Genomic DNA, 20549 nt, shown 5'->3' with positions numbered 1-20549 from the left:
CCCGCCTGGCGACATGACCGCGGCATCGGCCAGGGCATGGTGCGCGCCGCCCCCGGGGGATGCCTGGAGGTGCGCGAACGGCTGGCCCTGGTGGTGCCGGCCGGGTTGCCCGACGGGTCCTACCGGCTGCGGGCCCGGGCCCTCGACCGCCAGGGGCGGCCGCTGGCCCTGCGCAGCGCCCCCCTGACCCTGACGGTGGCCGGCGGGGGCGCCTCCCAGCCCATGGACGTTGGGGCGCCCCCCAACCGGATCGACCAGCTGGTCGCACTCGGCCGGCTGCTGCGGGCCGGCGATCTGGACCGGCTGTTCCGGCAGGTGGGGCAGATCAACCAGAGGGACCCCCAGCAGGTCTATCTCTCCCAGGGGGAGCGGCTGCTGCGGGCCAGGCTGCAGGAGACTGACGCCGACCCCGGGGAAGCCGGTCTGGAGGACCTCTATGGTCTGGCCCTGGCCCAGGCGCTGCAGCGGCACGCCGATGGGGCCGTCGACACGCTGCAGCGCATCGTGTCCCTCGAACCCACCAATCCCCATGCCCTGATGGCCCTCGGCTTCGTGCAGCTCTACCGCTTCCACCCAGGCCAGGCCCAGGTGGCCCTCGATGCCGCCGCCCGCCTCGACCCCGGCAACCGCACCCTGCGGACGCTGCGGGCCGTGGCCCGCGGCCTGCGGCTCGATGTGGCGGGCACCCTGGCCCTGCTGCGATGAACGGCACGCTCCAGCCGGAGGGACTGCAGCGGTTCCACCGCCGCAACCGCGCCTATTACGAGGACCTGAACCGGCTGCACCAGCTGCTGGTCGCCCCGGGGCTGCGGGTGCTCGAGATCGGCTGCGGCCTGGGGGATCTGCTGGCGGCCACCCACCCGGGCCACGGCGTGGGCATCGAGCGCGACCCCGCCATCGCCGCCGCCGCCCAGGCCGCCCACCCCAACCTGCGGATCGTCTGCGCCGAGGCGGCGACCCTCGACCCGGAGGCGATCGGGGAGAGGGCCCCCTTCGATGTGATCCTGCTGGCCAACACCCTCAACACCCTCGAGGACGTGCAGGGGGTGCTGGAGCGGCTGGCGGCGTTCTGCCATGACCGCACCCGGCTGGTGGTGAGTTTCCACAACTGGCTGTGGCAGCCCCTGCTCAAGGCAGCGGAAGGGCTGCGCCTGCGTCAGCCCCAACCGCCCGAGAGCTGGCTCACCCCCCGCGACGTCCAGAATCTGCTCGACCTGGCCGGCTGGGAGGTGCTCAAGCAGGGGCACCGCTGCCTGCTGCCCCGCCGGATCCCCCTGCTCGCCCCTCTGGCCAACCGCTGGCTGAGCCAGCTGCCCGTGCTGGAGCAGTTCGGGCTCACCCACTGGCTGGTGGCCCGGCCCGCCACCCCGGCCCAGCGCCGCCCCAGCGTCAGCGTGGTGATCCCGGCCCGCAACGAAGCCGGCAACATCGCCGCCGCCATCGAGCGCATGCCCCTGCTGGGGTCAGCCACCGAGGTGCTGTTCGTGGAAGGCCACTCCTCCGATGGCACCTGGGCGGAGATCGAGCGGGTCTGCGGCTCCTACAGCGGGCCGCTGCAGCTGCGGGCCCTGCGCCAGAGCGGCCGCGGCAAGGCCGACGCCGTCTGGCTGGGCTTCGACCAGGCCGAGGGGGAGGTGCTGATGATCCTCGACGCCGACCTCACCGTGCGTCCCGAGGATCTGCCCCGGTTCTACAAGGCCCTCGCCGAGGGCCGGGGGGAGTTCGTCAACGGCTGCCGGCTGGTGTACCCCCGCAGCAGCGCCGCCATGCCGCCGCTGAACACCGCCGCCAACCGCTTCTTCGCGGCCGCCTTCTCCTGGCTGCTGCGCCAGCGGCTCAAGGACACCCTCTGCGGCACCAAGGTGATCTGGAAGGCCGACTACGAGCGCCTCAAGGCCGGGCGGGCCTACTTCGGCGACTTCGACCCCTTCGGCGACTTCGATCTGCTGTTCGGCGCGGCCAAGCTGAACCTCAAGATCGTCGAGGTGCCGGTGCGCTATCAGGAGCGCAGCTACGGCAGCTCCAACATCGCCCATGTGAAGGAGGGACTGATCCTGGCAAGGATGTGTCTGTATGCGGCCCAGAAGCTGCGCTTCACCCCGTGAGCCTGTGGCTGTCCGTCCCGGTTCCGCCCCGCCGGCGGCGACGCCGCCGATGAGGAAGCGCTGGTTCCTGGGGTTGGTGGTGACCCTGGCGCTCTACCTGGGGCTCAGCATCTGGTTCGGTTTCGCCGATGTGGTGCGCTCCCTGGGGGCGCTGCCCTGGTGGTGCTGGCTGCTGGTGCCGGCCCTGGTGGCCACGGGCTATCTGCTGCTGTTCCAGCGCTGGCAGTTCTACCTCCGCCAGCTGGGACACCCCCTGGCCTGGCGGCCCAGCAGCCGGATCTACGTCGCCGGCCTGGCCCTGGTCGCCGCCCCCGGCCGCAGCGGCGAGGCCCTGCGGGGGCTGTGGCTGCAGCGCCGCCACGGCATCCCGATGCAGGTCGGCGTGGGGGTGACCCTGGCGGAGCGGGTGGCCGACCTGGCCGGAGCCCTGCTGGTGCTGGCCTGGGGGCTCGGGGGGCGGATCCTGCCGGCCCTGGCGGCGGGCGGGGCGACCCTGGCCCTCGGCGCCTGGCTGCTCACCCATCCGGCCGCCCTGCGGCGCCTGGAGGCCTTCCTCGACCGGCTGCCGGCCCACCGGCGCTGGCACGGACTGACCCGGCTGCTGCGGGAGGCCCTCGGGGCGATGGGCCGGCTGCGGCGGTTGCTGCGCCCCTGGCCCCTGCTGGTGGGCACCGCCCTGGCGGCCCTGGTGTGGCTGATCGAGGCGTCGGCGCTGATGGGCCTGCTGCAGTTGCAGGGGGATCCCCTGGCCCTCACCCAGGCCGCCGTGATCCGCACCGCCATGGCCCTGGGCGGGGTCCTCTCCTTCCTGCCGGCGGGGGTCGGCACCGCGGAGGCCACGGCCATCGGCCTGGCGGTGGCCTTCGGCGTCGACCGGCCGACGGCGCTGGCGGTCACCCTGGTGCTGCGGGTGTGCACCGTGCTGCTGCCCACTGCGGTGGGTCTGGTGGTGCTGGGCCGCCATCGGGACGGTGGCGAGGCGATGGCGGCGTGAGCGACACCCCCCTCTCCCCCGGGGCCGGCTACCGGGCCGAGATCGACGGCCTGCGGGCCCTGGCCGTGGTGGCCGTGATCCTCAACCACATCGACGACCGGCTGCTGCCCAGCGGCTACCTGGGGGTGGACATCTTCTTCGTGATCTCCGGCTTCGTGATCACCGCCTCCCTGACCCGCCGTCCGGCCCGTTCCCTGGGGGATCTGCTGCTCGGCTTCTACAGCCGGCGCCTGAAGCGGCTGGTGCCGGCCCTGCTGGTCTTCGTGGTGGTGGTGGGGATCCTCTCCTGCCTGGTGATCCCCCGCCCCCACACGGCCCTGCGCACGGGGATCAGTGCCCTGTTCGGCTTCTCCAACATCTACCTGCACGGGCAGGCCACCGACTACTTCGGCACCGCCACCAAACTCAACCCCTTCACCCACACCTGGTCGCTGGGGGTGGAGGAGCAGGTCTACCTGCTGCTGCCGCTGGTGGCCTGGCTGACGGGCTTCGCCCGCCCGGGAGCCGGAGGCCACAGGGCCCTGTTCGGCGTGATGGGCGTGGCCTCGCTGGCGTCCCTGATCGCCTTCGTCCAGCTCTATCCCACCCAGCAGGCCGCCGCCTACTTCCTGATGCCGCCGCGCCTGTGGGAGATGGGGGCAGGCTGCCTGCTGTTCTGCCTCAGCGGCGTCTGGCCGGCCGCCGCCAGGGGCCTGGGCCGCCTGCCACCGCTGCCGGCCGTCCTGGGCCTGGTGGGGGTGATGCTGCTGCCGCTGGCCTGGGCGGTTCCGGCCACGGTGGCCGCCGTGCTCCTGACCACGCTGCTGATTGCCAGCCTGCGGCAGGGGACCGCCGCGTACCGGCTGTTCAGCCTGCCGGCCCTGGTGCAGGTGGGGCTGATCTCCTACTCCCTCTACCTCTGGCACTGGGGGGTGCTCTCCCTGAGCCGCTGGACAATCGGCCTGCACTGGTGGTCGCTGCCGTTCCAGATCGGCCTGATGGTGCTCCTGTCGCTGGCCTCCTACCGCTGGGTGGAAAAGCCCCTGAGACAGGCCAGCTGGGCGCCGCGGCGGGACCGGACGATCGCCATCGGGGTGGGCGGCCTGGCCGCCGGGGCGGGGCTGCTGATCGGTGCCGACAACCTGCCCCCGTTCAGCCTCTACGCCGGCCGCAACCCGATCCCTGCGGGCATGGGGGTGGAATCGCTTGTCGATCCCTATCGAGTGCCGGATGCCTCCGGCACCTGGCAGGGATCCCCCTGCGTGCTGGCCAACGACGGCGAAGCGGACAAGACCATCACCATCGAGGACTGCACCCTCGGGGACTTCGCCACGGCCCGCCACCGGGTGCTGGTGGTGGGCAATTCCTTCTCGGCCTCCTTCGCCGGCGCCTTCGACGAGCTGGTGGCCCGGGACGGGTACGCGGTGACGATCACCTCGGCCTGGGCCGCCTCCCCGGTGGGCAACTTCGCCGCCCTCGGCGGGGGCGGCCCGTTCGCCGCCACCAACCGCGCCTACTGGAACCGGGTGGTGCCGGGGCTGGTGGCGCAGCTGCGCCCCGGCGACTGGGTGTTCCTGGTCAACGACATGGTGATGTTCTCGCCCCCCAGCCAGGGGCCGGGCAGCCGGCTGATCCTGCAGACCCTGAGGGTGGGCCTCAGCGACTTCTCCGCCAGCCTGGCGCGGCGCGGCGTGCGCCTGGCGGTGCTCAACGGCCTGCCCTTCGCCCGGGAGGCCAACTGCCACCCCGCCAGTGCCGTGCCCCAGTGGTTCTCCCCCTTCGGCGGCCCCTGCCTGATGCCGGACCGGGCGGAATCCCTGCGGCGACGCCAACCGCTCGACGAGGTGCTGGGGGATCTGCAGGCCCAGGGCAAGCTGCAGGTGGTGGACCTGTTCGATCTGTTCTGCCCCGAGGGGGACTGCACCTATCGGGCCCGGGGTGGCGAGATCCTGTACCGGGACGAGCATTCCCATCCCTCGACGCAGGCCGTCCAGCTCGCCGCGCCGCTGATCCGGAACGTGCTCATGACTCCGGGGACAGGGGCGGAGGGGAGCTGAGGCCCGGGTCAACATGAACGATGCCCCCGAGTCCGTGGGGTACCAGGACGACCTGGGCCACGGGCTCGGGGGCTCTCGCCGGGTCCGCTCTGGCGCGGAACCGATGGATCAGGAGTCAGCGGCCGTGATCAGCCGGCATTCTCCGCGATCAGCAGACCCTGGATGGGACAACTTGGGGTCATGGACACCTCCTCCTGTGGGTTGGATGCCAGCCGGCGACGCCTGCGGCAAGGACGGAAGACGACCGAAGTCGGACAGGCACCGGCATGGCCAAGGCTCCGGGGGACCACTGGCCGCCGCCGTGGCGGCGGCGACCGGTGGGACCGGGCCAGACATTGCGGCGCTCTCCGATCAGGCGTTTCCGTCGATCACCACGTCACTGCTGACGGAACGGCGCCATCGTAGCCAGCTTTTGCAGCCTCAGGCGGGCGGCGATCACCGGGGGGCCATGAAAAAAGCCCCCATGGAGGGGGCTCGAGATCCATGGAAAAGGAATCAGAGAGCGTTGCCGCGGGGCAGAACCTCTTCAGGGAAGATGAAGTTTTCGTGCGGCTGGTCGGCAGGCGCCATCCAGGCACGCAGACCTTCGTTGAGCAGGATGTTCTTGGTATAGAACGTCTCGAATTCAGGATCCTCCGCTGCGCGGATCTCCTGGCTCACGAAGTCGTAGGCCCGCAGGTTGAGGGCCAGGCCGATGATGCCGATGCTGCTGGTCCACAGACCCATCACCGGCACGAACAGCATGAAGAAGTGCAGCCAGCGCTTGTTGGAGAAGGCGATCCCGAAGATCTGGCTCCAGAAGCGGTTGGCGGTGACCATCGAGTAGGTCTCCTCTTCCTGGGTGGGCTCGAACGCCTTGAAGGTGTTGGCCTGGTCGCTGTCCTCGAACAGGGTGTTCTCCACCGTGGCGCCGTGGATGGCGCACAGCAGGGCACCGCCGAGGATGCCGGCCACGCCCATCATGTGGAACGGGTTCAGGGTCCAGTTGTGGAAACCCTGCAGGAACAGCAGGAAGCGGAAGATCGCCGCCACACCGAAGGAGGGGGCGAAGAACCAGCTGCTCTGACCCAGGGGGTACATCAGGAAGACACTGACGAACACCGCGATCGGGCCGGAGAAGGCGATGGCGTTGTAGGGACGGATGCCGACGAGACGGGCGATCTCGAACTGGCGCAGCATGAAGCCGATCAGCGCGAAGGCGCCGTGCAGGGCCACGAAGGGCCAGAGGCCGCCGAGCTGGATCCAGCGGACGAAGTCACCCTGGGCTTCCGGGCCCCAGAGCAGCAGGAGGCTGTGCCCCATGGCATCCGCCGGGGTGCTGACGGCGGCGGTGAGGAAGTTGCAGCCCTCCAGGTAGCTGCTGGCAATGCCGTGGGTGTACCAGGAGGTGGCGAAGGTGGTGCCGGTGAGCCAGCCGCCCAGGGCCAGATAGGCCGTGGGGAACAGCAGCAGACCGGACCACCCCACGAAAACGAAGCGGTCGCGCTTGAGCCAGTCGTCGAGGACGTCGAACCATCCACGGGTGGCAGGGGCGCGCCCCAGGGCGATCGTCATGGGAGGTGCTTCACGAAGCTTTACAAGCCGACTTTAAAAGAGAACGCCCTTTCTGCGCGTCCGAGGGGGGCGTCGCGCTCAGGGATTGAGTACAAGTACCCACACCTCCCCGACGCCCGACGATTCGCCAGAGTGGCCGGGCCAGCCTTTCCCGCCGTCCCGGCCCCCAGCAGCTTCCACCATGTACGTCGTCGAGATCTCCCTCCGGCTCAGCCCCATGCCCGTTGCCGTCCAGCGCAAGGAGCTGGAGGCCGCCCGGGCCCTGTACGGGGAGGTGCGCCAGGCGCTCGAAAGCGGGCACCCCAAGGTGCTCGAGCTCACCTGCGAGAAGGACGAGCAGAAGCGCGTCAGCCTCCTGAGCGGCGAGATCGTCGCCGTGCAGATTTATGAGAAGTCGTCGGTCGCCGGCGGCGGCAAGCGTCCCGGCTTCAGCTTCGAGCCTTGAGCGCAGCGGCGACCTCCGGGGCGGTCGAGCCGCCCCTGCACATCGAGGGACTCCGCTTCGGCTGGGGCGAAGGGGTCCCGGCGCTGCGCGACTGCCGGCTGAGCATTCCGGGGCCGGGCCTCTGGATGCTCGTGGGCAGCAACGGCAGCGGCAAGAGCACCCTGCTGCGCCTGATCGCCGGCCTGCTCACCCCCACGGCGGGCCACATCACCTGCCAGGGCCGGCCGGCCCTGGTGTTCCAGAACCCCGACCACCAGCTGCTGCTGCCCAGCTGCGGCAGCGATCTGCAGCTGGCGCTCCCCGATGGGCTCGACGACGGCGCCCGGGCCGGGCGGGTGGCCTCGGCCCTGGCCCAGGTGGGCCTGGCGGGACTGCAGCAGCGCCCCATCCACACCCTGAGCGGCGGCCAGAAGCAGCGGCTGGCGATCGCCGGCGCCCTGGCCAGCGCCGCCACGCTGCTGCTGCTCGATGAACCCACGGCCCTGCTGGATCCGGACAGCCAGAGGGAGGTGCTGGAGCTGATCCATCGGCTCTGCCATCGCAGCCCGTCCCCCCTCACCGCGCTGTGGATCACCCACCGTCTCGAGGAACTGGAGTGCTGCGACGGGGCTGCCCGTATGGAAGCCGGCACGATCGGCCCCTGGCAGAGCGGCGAAAGCCTGCGCCGCTCCCTCTCCCCCTTGCCCGCCGGCGGGGCCGAAAGGTAAGGTCTTCGGATCCCGGTCCGCCGGGTGTCTTCCTCGGTAGCTCAGTGGTAGAGCGGTCGGCTGTTAACCGATTGGTCGCAGGTTCGAATCCCGCCCGGGGAGTTTTTCCATCCAGATCCGTCCGTTTCCTGCGCCCATCCCCGCGGCCTCGGCCGGAGCAATCCGGGCGTTGAGCCGGATCCGCATGCTCGGCCAGGGGGAGCACCTGCACCCTGCCCCCTGCAGCGCTCCAGCAAAGCCGCGACACTATTCTCTTCCGTGCCCGTGCACCCCCGCAGGCACCACGACGACACGCCTCGCCACGCCTCGCCCCCTCCCATGAAGCCCTCGATCCTGCTCATCGAAGATGACGGCGACATGCTCGATCTCGTCGCCGGCCATCTCGAGCACGGCGGCTTCGACGTCCAGAGGGCTGCCGATGGCATCAAAGGCCAGGCCCTGGCCGTTCAGTACTGCCCCGACGTCATTCTCCTCGACCTGATGCTCCCCAAGGTCGACGGACTGACCCTCTGCCAGCGCCTCCGCCGCGACGAGCGGACGGCCAAGATCCCCATCCTCATGCTCACCGCCCTCGGCAGCACCAAGGACAAGGTGAGCGGCTTCAATTCCGGCGCCGACGACTACCTCACCAAGCCCTTCGATCTCGAGGAGCTCATGGTCAGGGTCAAGGCCCTGCTCCGGCGCAGCGAGCGCGCCCCCCTCTCCGCCAAGCACAACGAGATCCTCAGCTTCAGCTCCCTCACCCTCGTCCCCGAGCGCTTCGAGGCCATCTGGTTCGATGCGCCCGTCCGCCTCACCCACACCGAGTTCGAACTCCTCCACTGCCTCCTCCAGCGCCACGGTCAGACCGTCGCCCCCTCCCTGATCCTCAAGGAGGTCTGGGGGTACGAGCCCGACGACGACATCGAGACCATCCGCGTCCACATCCGCCACCTGCGCACCAAGCTCGAGCCCGATCCCCGCAAACCGCGCTTCATTAAGACCGTCTACGGCGCCGGGTACTGCCTCGAGCTGCCTCCCACCGATCAGATCGACAGCCTCGGCGCCGCCATCCGCAGCGCCAGGGAGGCCAAGCTCACCGCCGCTCCCAAACCGGGCGAAGGGGCGGTGGCCTGACGGCCCCCCTCCTCAGCGGCCCAGGTCCAGCAGGGCCACCTCCCAGGCCAGGCGCGGCTGCACGTAGGCCAGCAGATGGCTGCGCAGCTGCTCGATGCGGCGCAGGGGCGCCGGCTCCCTGCACTGCCGCCAGAGGTGCAGCTGCCACCAGTCGAGCAGCCACAGCTGCTGCTCGCCATCCAGGGCCTCACTGAGGTCGCGGGCCAGGCCCAGGGCCTCGAGCGGCTCCCGCCCCAGGGCCAGCAGCCGGTCGGCCAGGCCCTCCGGCAGGCCCCGCCAGACCCGACGGTGACGCAGCAGGGCCCCGGGGGAGCCGGCGGCCAGCTCGAGCAGCTCGGGGGGATCGGCTGCGGCCCCCTCCGCCGTCCCCTCCCCAGCCCCCTCCGGCGCCGGCAGGGCCGCCAGCACCCGGTGCACCAGGGCGGGGGGCAGGCGCGCGAACGGGATGGCCTGGCAGCGGGAGCGGATCGTGCTCAGCAGCCGGTCCGGTGTCGCCGTGAGCAGGATCAGCAGGCCGTGGCCCGGTTCCTCGAGGGTCTTGAGCAGGGCATTGGCGGCCGCTTCGGCCATCGCCTCGACCGTATCCAGCACCACCAGGGAACGCTCCCCCTCCACCGGACGGCGGGCCAGGAAACGGGTCACCTCCCGCACCTGCTCCAGGCGCAGCTGGGGGGGGCTGCGGCGGCTGAGGCCCTGGACTTCGGCCTCGGAGGCCGTCACCAGCCGGCCCTGGTGCAGGTGGGTGGGCTCCACCCAGAGCAGATCGGGGTGGTTGCCCTCCGCCAGGCGTCGCCGCAGCGGCACCGATCCGGCGGTGCCACCGGCGAGCACCCCCTCGAGCAGGCGCAGGGCCGCCAGCCGGCGGCCCACCCCCTCGGGCCCGACGAACAGGTAGGCGGGAGCCAGCCGCCGCTGCTCCAGGGCGGCCGTGAGCAGGGCCACCGCCTGGGGCTGGCCCACCAGATCAGCGAACAGCTCAGCCATGGCCCCGTCCGCCGCCGGCGCCCAGGTGCTCCGTGATCAGGGTGCGGCACCGGGCCGTCACCTGCTCGATCGGCCCGCCGGCCTCGACCCGCTGCCAGCCCCGCTCGGCGGCCAGGCTGGCGAAGCCGTCGCTGACCCGCTGCAGGAAGGCCTCGCCCGCGGCCTCGATCCGGTCGGCGGGCCGGTCGCCGCGGCGCCTCAGGGAACCGGCCAGGGAGAGATCGAGCCAGAGGGTGAGATCGGGCTCCAGGCCGCCGGTGGCCATCGCCTCGAGCTGGTGGATGGTGGCCATCGGCAGGCCGCGGCCATGGCCCTGGTAGGCCGCGGTGGAGCCGCTGTAGCGATCGCTCAGCACCCAGTCGCCGGCGGCCAGGGCGGGACGCAGGCACTCCTCCACGTGCTGGGCCCGGTCGGCGGCGTAGAGCATCAGCTCGCAGAGGCTGCAGGGGGCGACCCCAGCCGGAGGGTGCAGCAACAGGGCACGCAGGGCCTGGCCCAGGGCCGTCCCGCCCGGTTCCCGCGTCACCACCAGCCGGGAGCCGGGCGCCATCAGGCCGCTGAGCGGCAGCCAGGCGCGCAGGGCCTCGATCTGGGTGGTCTTGCCGCAGCCGTCGATGCCCTCCAGCACCAGGAAGCGCCCGCTCATGGCGCCGGATCCGTGGGGAGACCCTGAAGCAGCAGGGCGTTGCCGACCACGGTGATCGAACTGAAGGCCATCAGCAGGGCCGCCAGTTCGGGCGAGAGGCTGAGGCCGAAGCCCGGCAGGAGCGCACCGGCGGCGATCGGCAGGACGACCAGGTTGTAGCCGAAGGCCCAGGCCAGATTCTGCCGGACCTTGGCCATGGTGCGCCGGGCGATCTCCAGGGCCCGGACGATGCCGTCGAGCCCCTCCCCCATCACCACCAGGGCCGCGCTCTCCTGGGCGATCTGGGTGCCGGTGCCGACGGCGATGCCCAGGTCGGCGGCGGCGAGGGCGGGGGCATCGTTGATCCCGTCGCCCACCATGGCCACGGCCCCCCGGCCATGGGCCAGCAGAAGCCGTTCCAGCTTCTGCTCGGGCCGCAGTTCCCAGGCCAGCTCCTCCGGCCTGAGGCCCAGCCGGCGGCCCAGATCCTCGACGCTGGCGCGCCGATCGCCGCTGAGCAGGCCCAGGCGCAGCCCCAGGCGCCGCAGGTGGCTCACGGTGGCGGCGGCATCGGCCCTGGGCCGATCCGCCACCGCCAGGAGTCCCAGCAGCCGTGCCTCGGCGGCCACCGCCAGCAGGGTGGCACCATCGGCCTCCAGCTCCTGCTGCAGGACCGTGGCGGCGGGCTCCGCGCCCACCCCCAGGCGCGTCAGCCACTCGAGCCGGCCCACTCGCACCAGGCCGGAGCCCTCCACCAGCCCCTGCACCCCGTCGCCGGGGAGGGTCCGGGCCTCGCTGACGGCCAGCAGGGGCAGTCCCCGGCACTGGGCCTCCTGAAGCACGGCATGGGCCAGGGGATGGCGGCTGTGCTGCTCGAGGCTCGCCGCCAGCTGCACCAGCCGGGCGGCCTCAGCCGCTTCCGCAGGGCTGCCCGGAGCCGCCCCCACGACCCGGACGGCCGTCACCAGGGGCCGCCCGATGGTGAGGGTGCCGGTCTTGTCGAACAGCACCGCCTCCAGCCGGGAGGCGGTCTCGATCGCATCGCCGCCACGGAACAGCAGGCCGGAGCGGGCCGCCAGCCCGGAGCCCACCGTGATCGCCGTGGGCGTGGCCAGGCCGAGGGCGCAGGGACAGGCCACCACCAGCACCGCGATGGCCAGCTGCAGCCCAAGGCTGAAGGGGGTGCCGGCGGCCCCACCCCCGTGGGCCAGGGCGCCATGCCCATGGGCCCCGTGGCCAACGGCCGCGCCCATCGTGAGCACCTCGGGCCAGTGCCGGCATCCCCACAGCCACCAGAACAGCAGGGTGGCCAGCGCCAGCAGCAGCACCACGAGGGTGAAGCGGCCGGCGACCCGGTCGGCGAGCCCCTGGATCGGGGCCTTGCGGGCCTGGGCCCGCTCCACCAGGCACACGATGCGGGCGATGGCGCTGTCGGCGCCGCTGCGGCGCACCTCCAGCACCAGGGAGCTCTCCAGGTTGAGCAGGCCGGCGGCCAGCTCGCTGCCGGGCTCCACCGCCTGCGGCCGGGACTCGCCGGTGAGGCTGGAGGCATCGACGCGCGAGCGGCCCTCCAGCACCACCCCGTCCACCGGCACCCGGTCGCCCGGCAGCAGCCGCAGCCGGTCCCCCGGCCGCAGTCCCCCCACCCGCACCTGGCGGGGGGGGTCGTCGCCCAGGAGCAGCAGGGCATGCTCGGGCTGGAGGGCTCCCAGCTCCTCAATGGCCCGGCCGGTGCGGTAGCGGGCGCGCTCCTCCAGGAAGCGGCCGGTGAGGACGAAGCCGAGCAGCATCACCGGCTCGTTGAAATAGCAGGGCCAGCCGCTGGCCGGCCACAGCCAGCCCACCAGGCTGGAGAGGTAAGCGCTGGCCACCCCCAGCCCCACCAGGGTGTCCATGCCGGGCACCCCGGCCAGGGCCGAGCGGACGCCGCGGACCAGGATCGGCCGGCCGGGGAAGGCCAGGGCCAGGGTGGCCACCAGGGCGTGGAACCAGGGGCTGCCCAGCAGCGGCCAGGGACCGCCCCAGGTCAGCCGGCCGGCATCGGCGAGGTGCCCCAGTCCGGAGACGAGCAGCAGCAGCAGGGCCACCAGCAGCTGGCGCCAGTGGCGCCACCACTGTTCGGCCTGGCGCCGCTCCCGCTGGCTGGCCGGCTCCGGCTCCAGGGGGCGCAGCCGGGCCTGGAAGCCCAGGCCCTCGAGGCTGCCCAGCAGGGCAGGCAGGGGATCCACGGCGCTGCCGTCGGGTCCCTCGACCCGGGGCTCCAGGTCCACCCAGGCCGTGCGGGTCAGCAGGTTGACGCTCGCCTGGCGCACCCCTGCGGTCTGGAGGAGGCGCTGCTCCACGGCGCGGACGCAGCCGCCGCATTTCATCCCCTCCACATCGAGGAGCAACGGCTCGCGGGGGCTGCTGGCGGGGGGGGTGGCGCTCAAGCGGGGGGGGCCGGGGCGGCGGGGCCGGGGTCCCAGGCTAGGGAGCCGCCACGCCCCTGCCCCGACCACCCGAGGCAGGATGGGGGGACGATCCGGACCTGGACCCTTGCCCCGCTCGCAGCGCAACGACAACTTCATCGACAAGAGCTTCACGGTCATGGCCGACCTGATCGTCAAGCTGCTGCCGATCGATCCAAAGGCGAAGGAGGCCTACGTCTATTACCGCGACGGCCTCTCGGCCCAGAACGACGGCGACTACGCCGAGGCGCTGGAGAACTACGAGGAGGCCCTCAAGCTCGAGGAGAACAGCATCGACCGGGGCGAGATCCTCAAGAACATGGCGATCATCTTCATGAGCAACGGTGAGGAGGAGAAGGCCCTCGACTACTACCGCCAGTCCCTGGACGCCAACGGCAACTCCCCCTCCTGCCTCAAGAACATGGGCCTGATCTACGAGAAGTGGGGGCGGCTGGCGGAGGAAACCGGCGACCAGGACGCGGCCGACCGCTGGTTCGACGAGGCGGCCGTGCACTGGACCAAGGCGGTGCGCCTCTACCCGGGCGGCTACCTGGACATCGAGAACTGGCTCAAGTCCTCCGGCCGCAGCAACGTCGACGTGTACTTCTGAGCCCCCGGCTCAGTCCCCCTCGGCGGGGTTCATCCCCAGGCCGGCCACCAGGGCCTCGGCCACCGTGGCCGCCTCCAGCAGCTGCAGGCCCAGGCCGGCCGCCACCGGCCCGAGGGCGCTGCCCCGGGGCACCACCGCCCGGGCGAACCCCAGCCGGGCCGCCTCCTGCAGGCGCAGCTCCAGCTGGCCCACCGGTCGCAGCTGCCCCCCCAGGCCCAGTTCCCCCAGCAGCACCGTGCCCGCCGGCAGGGTGAGGTCGCGGTAGCTGGCCACCACGGCGGCCGCCACCCCCAGATCTGCCGCCGGCTCCTCCACCTCGAGGCCGCCGGCCACCGCCAGGTAGCAGTCGAAGCGGGAGAGGGGCAGCCCCATGTGCTTCTCCAGCACCGCCAGGATCTGGTGCAGGCGGTTGGTGCCGATGCCGGTGGCGGTGCGCCGCGGGCTGGCGTAGCTGGTGGGGCTGACCAGGGCCTGGATCTCCACCAGCAGCGGGCGGGTGCCCTCGCAGGCCACGATCGTGGCGGTGCCGGGGCTGGGGCCATCCCCGGCCAGGAACAGCTCACTGGGGTTGCTCACCTCCACCAGCCCCGCCCCCCGCATCTCGAACACCCCCAGTTCGTGGGTGGCGCCGAAGCGGTTCTTCGCCGCCCGCAGCAACCGGTGGCTGGCGAAGCGGTCCCCCTCGAAGGTGAGCACCGCATCCACCAGATGCTCGAGCACCTTGGGGCCCGCCAGCATTCCCTCCTTGGTGACATGGCCCACCAGCACCAGGGCGGTGTGCTGCCGCTTGGCGATGCGCTGCAGGGCGGCGGCACATTCCCGCACCTGGGACACCGATCCGGGGGCACTGCCGAGTTCGGCGTCATGCAGGGCCTGGATGCTGTCGATGATCGCCACTTCCGGCCGGAGGGTCTCCAGCTCCTGCAGCACCAGCTCCAGATCGGTCTCCGCCAGCAGGCGCAGGCCCTCGCTCTCGCCGTCACCCGCCTCCGGCACGGCGCCGGGTCCAGCTCCGGGGCCGTCCTCGGCCAGGCGCCGCCAGCGCAGCTTCACCTGCTGGGCCGACTCCTCGGCACTGACGTAGAGCACCACCGCCCGGGCGGCCATGGCGCGGGCGCTCTGCAGCAGCAGGGTGCTCTTGCCGATCCCCGGGTCGCCCCCCAGGAGCACCAGGGAACCGGGCACCAGGCCGCCCCCCAGCACCCGGTCCAGTTCGCCGTAGCCGCTGGCCAGGCGCTGCAGGGGCCGGTCCCCCACCGCCTGGATCGGTTCGGAGCGGCGCGGCCGGCCCGGCGCCCCGGCCCCGTCAGGCCCCGGAGCGGGGCTGGCTGCCACCGGCCGGCGCCGGCGGCTGTCGCCGCTGGGCTCGCTCTGCTCCACCAGGGTGTTCCAGCCGCCGCAGCCGGCGCAGCGGCCGAAGAACTGCCGCGTCCTGGCCCCACAGGCCTGGCAGACGAACGAGGAACCGGGACGGGCCAAAGGAAGCGGGCGGTGTGTATGAAGAAAGGTGGCGTTCGGTGAATTCCCGACCTTCCGGCCGGTTCAGTGGGTCGGAACCGTGTTGCATTCTCCTCGCCGCGCAATGACGGCCTCCCCCACCGCCAAGGAAACGATCCTCGTCGTCGATGACGAGGCCAGCATTCGCCGCATCCTCGAGACGCGTCTCTCGATGATCGGCTACCAGGTGGTCACCGCCAGCGACGGCGAGGAGGCCATCGAGGCCTTCCACCGCGTCCTGCCGGACCTGGTGGTCCTCGACGTGATGATGCCCAAGCTCGACGGCTACGGCGTCTGCCAGGAGCTGCGCAAGGAATCGGACGTGCCGATCGTGATGCTCACCGCCCTCGGCGACGTGGCCGACCGCATCACCGGCCTGGAGCTCGGGGCCGACGACTACGTCGTCAAACCCTTCAGCCCCAAGGAACTGGAGGCCCGCATCCGCTGTGTGCTGCGGCGGGTGGAGAAGGACCCGGGCGCCGGGATCCCCAACTCCGGCGTGATCCAGGTGGGCGATCTCCGCATCGACACCAACAAGCGCCAGGTGTATCGGGGCGACGAGCGCATCCGCCTCACCGGCATGGAGTTCAGCCTGCTGGAGCTGCTGGTGAGCCGATCGGGCGAGCCCTTCAGCCGCGGCGAGATCCTCAAGGAGGTGTGGGGCTACACGCCCGAGCGTCACGTGGACACCCGCGTGGTGGATGTCCACATCTCGCGGCTGCGCTCCAAACTGGAGGATGATCCGGCCAACCCCGAGCTGATCCTCACGGCCCGGGGCACCGGCTATCTGTTCCAGCGCATCGTTGAACCCGTTGCCACCGAAGGATCCTGAAGGCGCAGGGCGCGAAGGCCGTCGCTTCGCCTCCAACCGCCCCAAACCCAATCGCACGATCCGCCGCCTGGTGATCTGGTATCGGCGCAATGCCGCCGTCACCAGCCTCGTGGGCACCGCCACCGCCACCGCCAGCGGCGCCGCCTCGGGGGCGGTGTCGGTGGCCGGCAGCATGGCCGGTGCCGCCACCAACGTGGCAGGCTCCGTGCTCCAGCCCCTGGTGTTCGATCCCCTGCGGCGCCTGCAGCAGGGCAGCCACACCGGCGCCGCCATCGACGACCGGCAACGCCTCTGGGTGGCCGTCGACGGCATGGGCGGGGACCACGCCCCGGGCCCGATCCTGGAGGGCTGCCTGAGGGCCGTGGCCCTGCTGCCCCTGCGCATCCGTTTCGTGGCCGAGCCGGAGCCGCTGCGGCGGGCGGTGGCGGCCATGGGCCTGGGCCAGGAGCTGGAGGAGGCGGTGCAGCGCGGCCTGATCCAGGTGGTGCCCAGCGGCCCGTCGGTGGGCATGAACGAGGAGGCCACCGTGGTGCGCCGGAAGCGCGACGCCAGCATCAACGTGGCCATGGACCTGGTCAAGAAGGGCGAGGCCACCGCCGTCTATTCCGCCGGCAACTCGGGTGCGGTGATGGCGGCGGCGATCTTCCGCCTCGGCCGGCTGGCCGGCATCGACCGCCCGGCCATCGGCGCCCTGTTCCCCACCAAGGACCCCAGCCAGCAGGTGCTGGTGCTCGACGTGGGGGCCAACATGGACTGCAAGCCCGAATGGCTGCACCAGTTCGCCCTGCTCGGCAACATCTACAGCCGCGACGTGCTGCAGGTGAAGCGCCCCCGCATCGGCCTGGTGAACATCGGCGAGGAGGAGTGCAAGGGCAACGACCTCTGCCTGCGCACCCATCCGCTGCTGGCGGGCGACGAGCGCTTCGTGTTCGCCGGCAACTGCGAGGGGCGCGACATCCTCTCCGGCGACTTCGACGTGGTGGTCTGCGACGGCTTCACCGGCAACGTGCTGCTGAAGTTCCTCGAATCGGTGGGCAGCGTCCTGCTGGACGTGCTGCGGGCCGAGCTGCCCCGGGGCCGGCGGGGCAAGGTGGGCTCGGCGTTCCTGCGCAGCAACCTGGTGCGGATCAAGAAGCGCCTCGACCATGCCGAGCACGGCGGCGCCCTGCTGCTCGGCGTCGACGGGGTCTGCGTCATCGGCCATGGCAGCAGCCGGGCCCTCTCGGTGGTGAGCGCCCTGCGGCTGGCCCACTCCGCCGCCAGCCACGGCGTCATGGACGACCTGCACGCCCTCGGCAAGGGGAGCGCCGGAGTGGCAAGCACCTGTGGTTGACTGAGCCCACCTGTGAACCGAATGGGTGCCGCTCGGCTCAGACACGACGGGGACCACGGCCGCCTTGCGGGGAATGGCCCTGGTGGGCTGCGGTCGCGCCCTCCCCGCCGCCAGCATCAGTAACGACCAGCTGAGCGAGCGGGTCGAGACCAACGACGGCTGGATCCGCAGCCGCACCGGCATCGGTGCCCGGCGCGTGGCCGGCCCCGGTGAGACCGTCACCAGCCTGGCCGCCGGGGCGGGCCGGGCGGCCCTGGCCCATGCGGGCTGGGCCCCCGAGCAGGTGGATCTGATCCTGCTGGCCACCTCCAGCCCGGACGACCTGTTCGGCACCGCCCCGCGGGTGCAGGCGGCCCTGGGGGCCCACCGGGCGGTGGCCTTCGATCTCACGGCGGCCTGCAGCGGCTTCCTGTTCGCCCTGATCACGGCGGCCCAGTACATCCGCGGCGGCACGATGCAGCGGGTGCTGGTGATCGGCGCCGACCAGCTGAGCCGCTGGCTCGACTGGGACGACCGCCGCACCTGCGTCCTGTTCGGCGACGGGGCCGGCGCCCTGGCCGTGGAGGCCTGTGACCCCGCCGAAGACGGCCTGGTGGGCTTCCGGATGCGCTCGGACGGCAGCCGCAACGCCTGCCTCACCCTGGCCCAGGTGGCCGAGCACCGCCCGCTGGTGGGGGATCTCTCGGCCCAGGTGGGCGGCTTCGCGCCGATCCACATGAACGGCCAGGAGGTCTACAAGTTCGCCGTGCGTGAGGTGCCCGCCGTGCTGGCGGAGCTGCTCGAGGCCACGGGCACCGCCGCCGCCGACGTCGACTGGCTGCTGCTGCACCAGGCCAACCAGCGCATCCTCGATGCGGTGGCCGAGCGCTTCGCCATGCCCGCCGAGCGGGTGCTCAGCAACCTTTCGGCCTACGGCAACACCTCCGCCGCCACGATCCCATTGATGCTCGACGAGGCGGTCCGCGACGGACGGGTGGGCGCCGGCGACCTGATCGCCAGCAGCGGCTTCGGCGCCGGCCTCAGCTGGGGTGCCGCCCTGTTCCGCTGGAGCGGTCCGGGGGTCCCCCCACCCGAGGCCTAATCTCCTGCCGTTGCACGGGAGGCTTGCATGGCCATCGCCTGGGTGTTTCCGGGACAGGGTTCGCAGAAGCCGGGCATGGCCGAGGGGGTGATCGACCTGCCGGGGGCCCGGGAGCGCTTCGATCGGGCCTCCGAGCTGCTCGGCCGCGACCTGCTGGCGATCTGCGGCGGGGGTGAGGGGGTCGGCGAACCCCGCGACCTCAACGACACCCGCAACACCCAGCCGGCCCTGTTCGTGGTCGAAAGCCTGCTGGTGGACGCGCTCCACGGCCAGGGCCGCAGCGCCCGGCTGGTGGCGGGCCACAGCCTGGGCGAGCTGGTGGCCTTATATGCCGCCGGGGTCTTCGATGCCGAGACCGGCCTGAAGCTGATGCGCCGCCGCAGCGAACTGATGGCCACCGCCGGCGGCGGCGCCATGACCGCCGTGATGGGCTTCGAGCGGGACGAGCTCGAGCAGGCGGTGGCGGCCACCGAGGGGGTGGTGATCGCCAACGACAACAGCGCCGCCCAGGTGGTGCTCTCCGGCACCCCGGAGGCGCTGGCCAGCGTGACCGCCGCGGTGCGCTGCAAGCGGGCCATCCCCCTGGCGGTCTCCGGCGCCTTCCATTCCCCGTTCATGGCCGCCGCCGCCGAGGCCTTCGCCGCCGAACTGGAGGCGGTGCCGTTCGCCGACGCCCGGATCCCCGTGCTCAGCAACGCCGATCCCCGGCCCGAGACCGACGCCGCGGCGCTCAAGGACCGCCTTCGCCGGCAGATGACCCTGGGGGTGCGCTGGCGGGAGACGATGGATCAGCTGCAGGCCGAGGGCATCAGCACCGCCGTGGAGATCGGACCGGGCAACGTGCTTTCCGGCCTGATCAAGCGCAGCTGCCCCGGCCTCGGCACCGCCCAGATCGCCACCGCCGGCGACCTGGGCCAGTGAGACGCCGCCGCCGGCCGCCGGCCGATCCCCCCGCCCTGCTGAACACGCCGAAGCCGAGCCTCACCTACCGGCTGATCAGCTACCTGCTGGTGTTTCCCGTCTTCCGGGTGCTGTTCCGGGGCCGGACGACCGGCAACGACAACGTACCCCTGGAGGGGGCCGTGGTGGTGGTGGCCAACCACGGCTCCCACCTGGATCCGCCGCTGCTGGGGCATGCCCTCGGCCGGCCGGTGGCCTTCATGGCCAAGGCGGAGCTGTTCCGGGTGCCCCTGCTGGGCCCGATCATCCGGGCCTGCGGCGCCTACCCGGTGGAGCGCGGTGCCGGCGACCGGGAAGCGATCCGCGTCGCCACCGACCGGCTGCTGCAGGGCTGGGCCACCGGCGTGTTCATCGACGGCACCCGTCAGGCGAACGGCCGCGTCAATGCCCCCCAGCCGGGGGCGGCCCTGCTGGCGGCCCGGGCCGGCGTGCCGCTGCTGCCGGTGGCGATCATCAACAGCCACCGGGCCCTGGGACCCGGCGGCCACGGCCCCCGGCTGGTGCCGATCCACATCCGCATCGGCACCCCGATCCCGCCGCCGGCCTCCCGGCGCCGTCCCGATCTGGACGCCGCCACCCGCGCCGCCCAGGAGCAGATCAACCGGATGCTCGACCTGGGTCCGATCAGCGGATCCCTGCTCTTTCCAGCCAGGGAGCCACCCGCTCTTCCACCCACGGCCTGATGTCCTGACCGCTGACCACCCACAGGGCCGCCCTGGCACCATCGCCCCAGAGGCGCCGCCGGCCCTCGACGACGCAGAGCTCGCCGCAGGACACGGGGACCGGGGTGAGATGGATGCCGCGGCTGCCGGCCACGATCCGTCCCACCAGCAGGGCCCGCTCCATGTGGTCGGCGGAGGTGACCAGCAGTGCATGGCGGATCCGGGCCTTTCGCAGGTCGTCCACCAGGGAGGTGAAGTTGGACACCGTGTCGCGGGCCCGGTAGTCGAGCTGGACCTGGCGGGGGGACAGACCCTCCTTCTGCAGGAACAGCCAGTGGGCGTACTCGGGGTTGGTGCCGCCGGTGACCACCACCGGCAGGCCGTCCACCCGGGCCAGGCGGGCTGCCGCCGCCTCCCGGTCGGCATCCCCCCCCAGCCCCAGGATCCTCTGGGGGGGCGGCGGCGTGGGCCACCCCCCGCCCCGCGACAGCCACAGCAGGGCCAGTCCCGCCAGGCCCGCCAGCACCACCCGCCCCGAAACGGGGCGGCGGCGGCGCGGCC

General features: G+C 72.3%; 19 protein-coding genes and 1 tRNA gene. 14 read left to right on the top strand and 6 right to left on the bottom strand.

Features of this window, described 5'->3' with window-relative positions; genetic code table 11:
* The 4 genes from KBY81_RS13230 to KBY81_RS16650 form a co-directional block, all read left to right on the top strand.
* Window positions 1-705: tetratricopeptide repeat protein (locus KBY81_RS13230; protein WP_396103694.1), on the top strand; the 705-nt coding region annotated here is incomplete at its 5' end.
* Window positions 702-2105, top strand: a complete 1404-nt coding sequence (locus KBY81_RS13225; RefSeq protein WP_254976726.1) for a glycosyltransferase — start codon at window positions 702-704, stop codon at window positions 2103-2105. The genes KBY81_RS13230 and KBY81_RS13225, both read left to right, overlap by 4 nt.
* A gap of 49 nt (window positions 2106-2154) precedes the next feature.
* Window positions 2155-3099, top strand: coding sequence for a lysylphosphatidylglycerol synthase transmembrane domain-containing protein (locus KBY81_RS13220; RefSeq protein WP_106223030.1), 945 nt, complete (start codon window positions 2155-2157; stop codon window positions 3097-3099).
* Window positions 3096-5135 (top strand): acyltransferase family protein, encoded by a 2040-nt coding sequence (locus KBY81_RS16650; RefSeq protein WP_254976725.1) that lies wholly within the window; start codon window positions 3096-3098, stop codon window positions 5133-5135. The genes KBY81_RS13220 and KBY81_RS16650 overlap by 4 nt, the downstream gene beginning before the upstream one ends.
* 495 nt (window positions 5136-5630) lie before the next feature.
* Here KBY81_RS16650 and psbD read toward each other — a convergent pair whose 3' ends face one another.
* Window positions 5631-6689, bottom strand: coding sequence for a photosystem II D2 protein (photosystem q(a) protein) (gene psbD, locus KBY81_RS13210; RefSeq protein WP_015108802.1), 1059 nt, complete (start codon window positions 6687-6689; stop codon window positions 5631-5633).
* Window positions 6690-6870: 181 nt separating this feature from the next.
* On the opposite strand from psbD, the gene KBY81_RS13205 reads away from it, so the two are divergent.
* The 4 genes from KBY81_RS13205 (at window position 6871) to KBY81_RS13190 (ending at window position 8957) form a co-directional block, all read left to right on the top strand.
* Window positions 6871-7134: a hypothetical protein gene (locus KBY81_RS13205; RefSeq protein ID WP_106219276.1), complete on the top strand. Its 264-nt coding sequence runs from the start codon at window positions 6871-6873 to the stop codon at window positions 7132-7134.
* The gene (locus tag KBY81_RS13200; protein ID WP_106219277.1) at window positions 7131-7841 is read left to right on the top strand and encodes an ABC transporter ATP-binding protein; all 711 of its coding nucleotides are present in this window, start codon (window positions 7131-7133) and stop codon (window positions 7839-7841) included. Before KBY81_RS13205 ends, KBY81_RS13200 begins: the two co-directional genes overlap by 4 nt.
* 30 nt (window positions 7842-7871) lie before the next feature.
* Window positions 7872-7943, top strand: a tRNA-Asn gene (locus KBY81_RS13195).
* 216 nt (window positions 7944-8159) lie between these two features.
* Window positions 8160-8957 (top strand): response regulator transcription factor, encoded by a 798-nt coding sequence (locus KBY81_RS13190; protein WP_106219278.1) that lies wholly within the window; start codon window positions 8160-8162, stop codon window positions 8955-8957.
* 12 nt (window positions 8958-8969) lie between these two features.
* Here KBY81_RS13190 and KBY81_RS13185 read toward each other — a convergent pair whose 3' ends face one another.
* From KBY81_RS13185 to KBY81_RS13175, 3 genes are read right to left on the bottom strand one after another with little or no spacing between them, the layout of a single operon-like run.
* Window positions 8970-9941 (bottom strand): DNA polymerase III subunit delta', encoded by a 972-nt coding sequence (locus KBY81_RS13185; protein WP_254976724.1) that lies wholly within the window; start codon window positions 9939-9941, stop codon window positions 8970-8972.
* Complete coding sequence (tmk, locus tag KBY81_RS13180) at window positions 9934-10587, bottom strand: dTMP kinase (RefSeq protein WP_254976723.1); 654 nt, start codon at window positions 10585-10587, stop codon at window positions 9934-9936. The genes KBY81_RS13185 and tmk overlap by 8 nt, the downstream gene beginning before the upstream one ends.
* Window positions 10584-12995, bottom strand: coding sequence for a cation-translocating P-type ATPase (locus tag KBY81_RS13175; RefSeq protein WP_254976722.1), 2412 nt, complete (start codon window positions 12993-12995; stop codon window positions 10584-10586). The genes tmk and KBY81_RS13175 overlap by 4 nt, the downstream gene beginning before the upstream one ends.
* Before the next feature lie 106 nt (window positions 12996-13101).
* Between KBY81_RS13175 and KBY81_RS13170 the strand changes: the two genes are divergently transcribed.
* The gene (locus KBY81_RS13170) at window positions 13102-13623 is read left to right on the top strand and encodes a photosystem I assembly protein Ycf3 (protein ID WP_106219282.1); all 522 of its coding nucleotides are present in this window, start codon (window positions 13102-13104) and stop codon (window positions 13621-13623) included.
* 9 nt (window positions 13624-13632) lie between these two features.
* Here the strand turns inward: KBY81_RS13170 and radA are convergent, their stop codons facing one another.
* Window positions 13633-15102: a DNA repair protein RadA gene (gene radA, locus KBY81_RS13165; RefSeq protein WP_106219283.1), complete on the bottom strand. Its 1470-nt coding sequence runs from the start codon at window positions 15100-15102 to the stop codon at window positions 13633-13635.
* 103 nt (window positions 15103-15205) lie between these two features.
* Here radA and rpaB point away from each other — a divergent pair, with 103 nt between their 5' ends.
* The 5 genes from rpaB to KBY81_RS13140 all read left to right on the top strand — a co-directional run bounded on the left by rpaB (window position 15206) and on the right by KBY81_RS13140 (window position 20009).
* Entirely contained in the window at window positions 15206-15952 is a 747-nt protein-coding gene (gene rpaB, locus KBY81_RS13160) for a response regulator transcription factor RpaB (protein WP_015110442.1), read from the top strand.
* A complete protein-coding gene (gene plsX, locus KBY81_RS13155; RefSeq protein WP_254976721.1) occupies window positions 15933-17285 on the top strand; it encodes a phosphate acyltransferase PlsX in 1353 nt (450 codons plus the stop codon). The genes rpaB and plsX overlap by 20 nt, the downstream gene beginning before the upstream one ends.
* Before the next feature lie 73 nt (window positions 17286-17358).
* Window positions 17359-18366: a beta-ketoacyl-ACP synthase III gene (locus KBY81_RS13150; protein ID WP_254976728.1), complete on the top strand. Its 1008-nt coding sequence runs from the start codon at window positions 17359-17361 to the stop codon at window positions 18364-18366.
* 27 nt (window positions 18367-18393) lie between these two features.
* Window positions 18394-19287: an ACP S-malonyltransferase gene (gene fabD, locus KBY81_RS13145; RefSeq protein WP_254976720.1), complete on the top strand. Its 894-nt coding sequence runs from the start codon at window positions 18394-18396 to the stop codon at window positions 19285-19287.
* Window positions 19284-20009, top strand: a complete 726-nt coding sequence (locus tag KBY81_RS13140) for a 1-acyl-sn-glycerol-3-phosphate acyltransferase (RefSeq protein ID WP_254976719.1) — start codon at window positions 19284-19286, stop codon at window positions 20007-20009. Before fabD ends, KBY81_RS13140 begins: the two co-directional genes overlap by 4 nt.
* On the opposite strand, the gene KBY81_RS13135 is transcribed toward KBY81_RS13140, so the two are convergent.
* Window positions 19951-20549, bottom strand: a 599-nt coding sequence (locus KBY81_RS13135) for a YdcF family protein (protein WP_396103687.1), incomplete at its 5' end; no start/stop codon positions are given. The two genes, KBY81_RS13140 and KBY81_RS13135, sit on opposite strands and share 59 nt — an antisense overlap.

The organism is Cyanobium sp. Lug-B (genome assembly GCF_024345635.1).
GTDB classification, from domain to species: domain Bacteria; phylum Cyanobacteriota; class Cyanobacteriia; order PCC-6307; family Cyanobiaceae; genus Cyanobium; species Cyanobium minutissimum.
This window is presented reverse-complemented; position numbering and strand designations above follow the sequence as displayed.

Bases quoted from the DNA above. Each gene is read 5' to 3' on its own strand.
- rpaB (WP_015110442.1), top strand. From the start codon at position 15,206: ATGACGGCCTCCCCCACCGCCAAGGAAACGATCCTCGTCGTCGATGAC.
- KBY81_RS13190 (WP_106219278.1), top strand. From the start codon at position 8,160: ATGAAGCCCTCGATCCTGCTCATCGAAGATGACGGCGACATGCTCGAT.
- KBY81_RS13220 (WP_106223030.1), top strand. From the start codon at position 2,155: ATGAGGAAGCGCTGGTTCCTGGGGTTGGTGGTGACCCTGGCGCTCTAC.
- psbD (WP_015108802.1), bottom strand. From the start codon at position 6,689: ATGACGATCGCCCTGGGGCGCGCCCCTGCCACCCGTGGATGGTTCGAC.
- fabD (WP_254976720.1), top strand. From the start codon at position 18,394: ATGGCCATCGCCTGGGTGTTTCCGGGACAGGGTTCGCAGAAGCCGGGC.
- tmk (WP_254976723.1), bottom strand. From the start codon at position 10,587: ATGAGCGGGCGCTTCCTGGTGCTGGAGGGCATCGACGGCTGCGGCAAG.
- KBY81_RS13205 (WP_106219276.1), top strand. From the start codon at position 6,871: ATGTACGTCGTCGAGATCTCCCTCCGGCTCAGCCCCATGCCCGTTGCC.
- KBY81_RS13185 (WP_254976724.1), bottom strand. From the start codon at position 9,941: ATGGCTGAGCTGTTCGCTGATCTGGTGGGCCAGCCCCAGGCGGTGGCC.
- KBY81_RS13225 (WP_254976726.1), top strand. From the start codon at position 702: ATGAACGGCACGCTCCAGCCGGAGGGACTGCAGCGGTTCCACCGCCGC.
- KBY81_RS13150 (WP_254976728.1), top strand. From the start codon at position 17,359: ATGGCCCTGGTGGGCTGCGGTCGCGCCCTCCCCGCCGCCAGCATCAGT.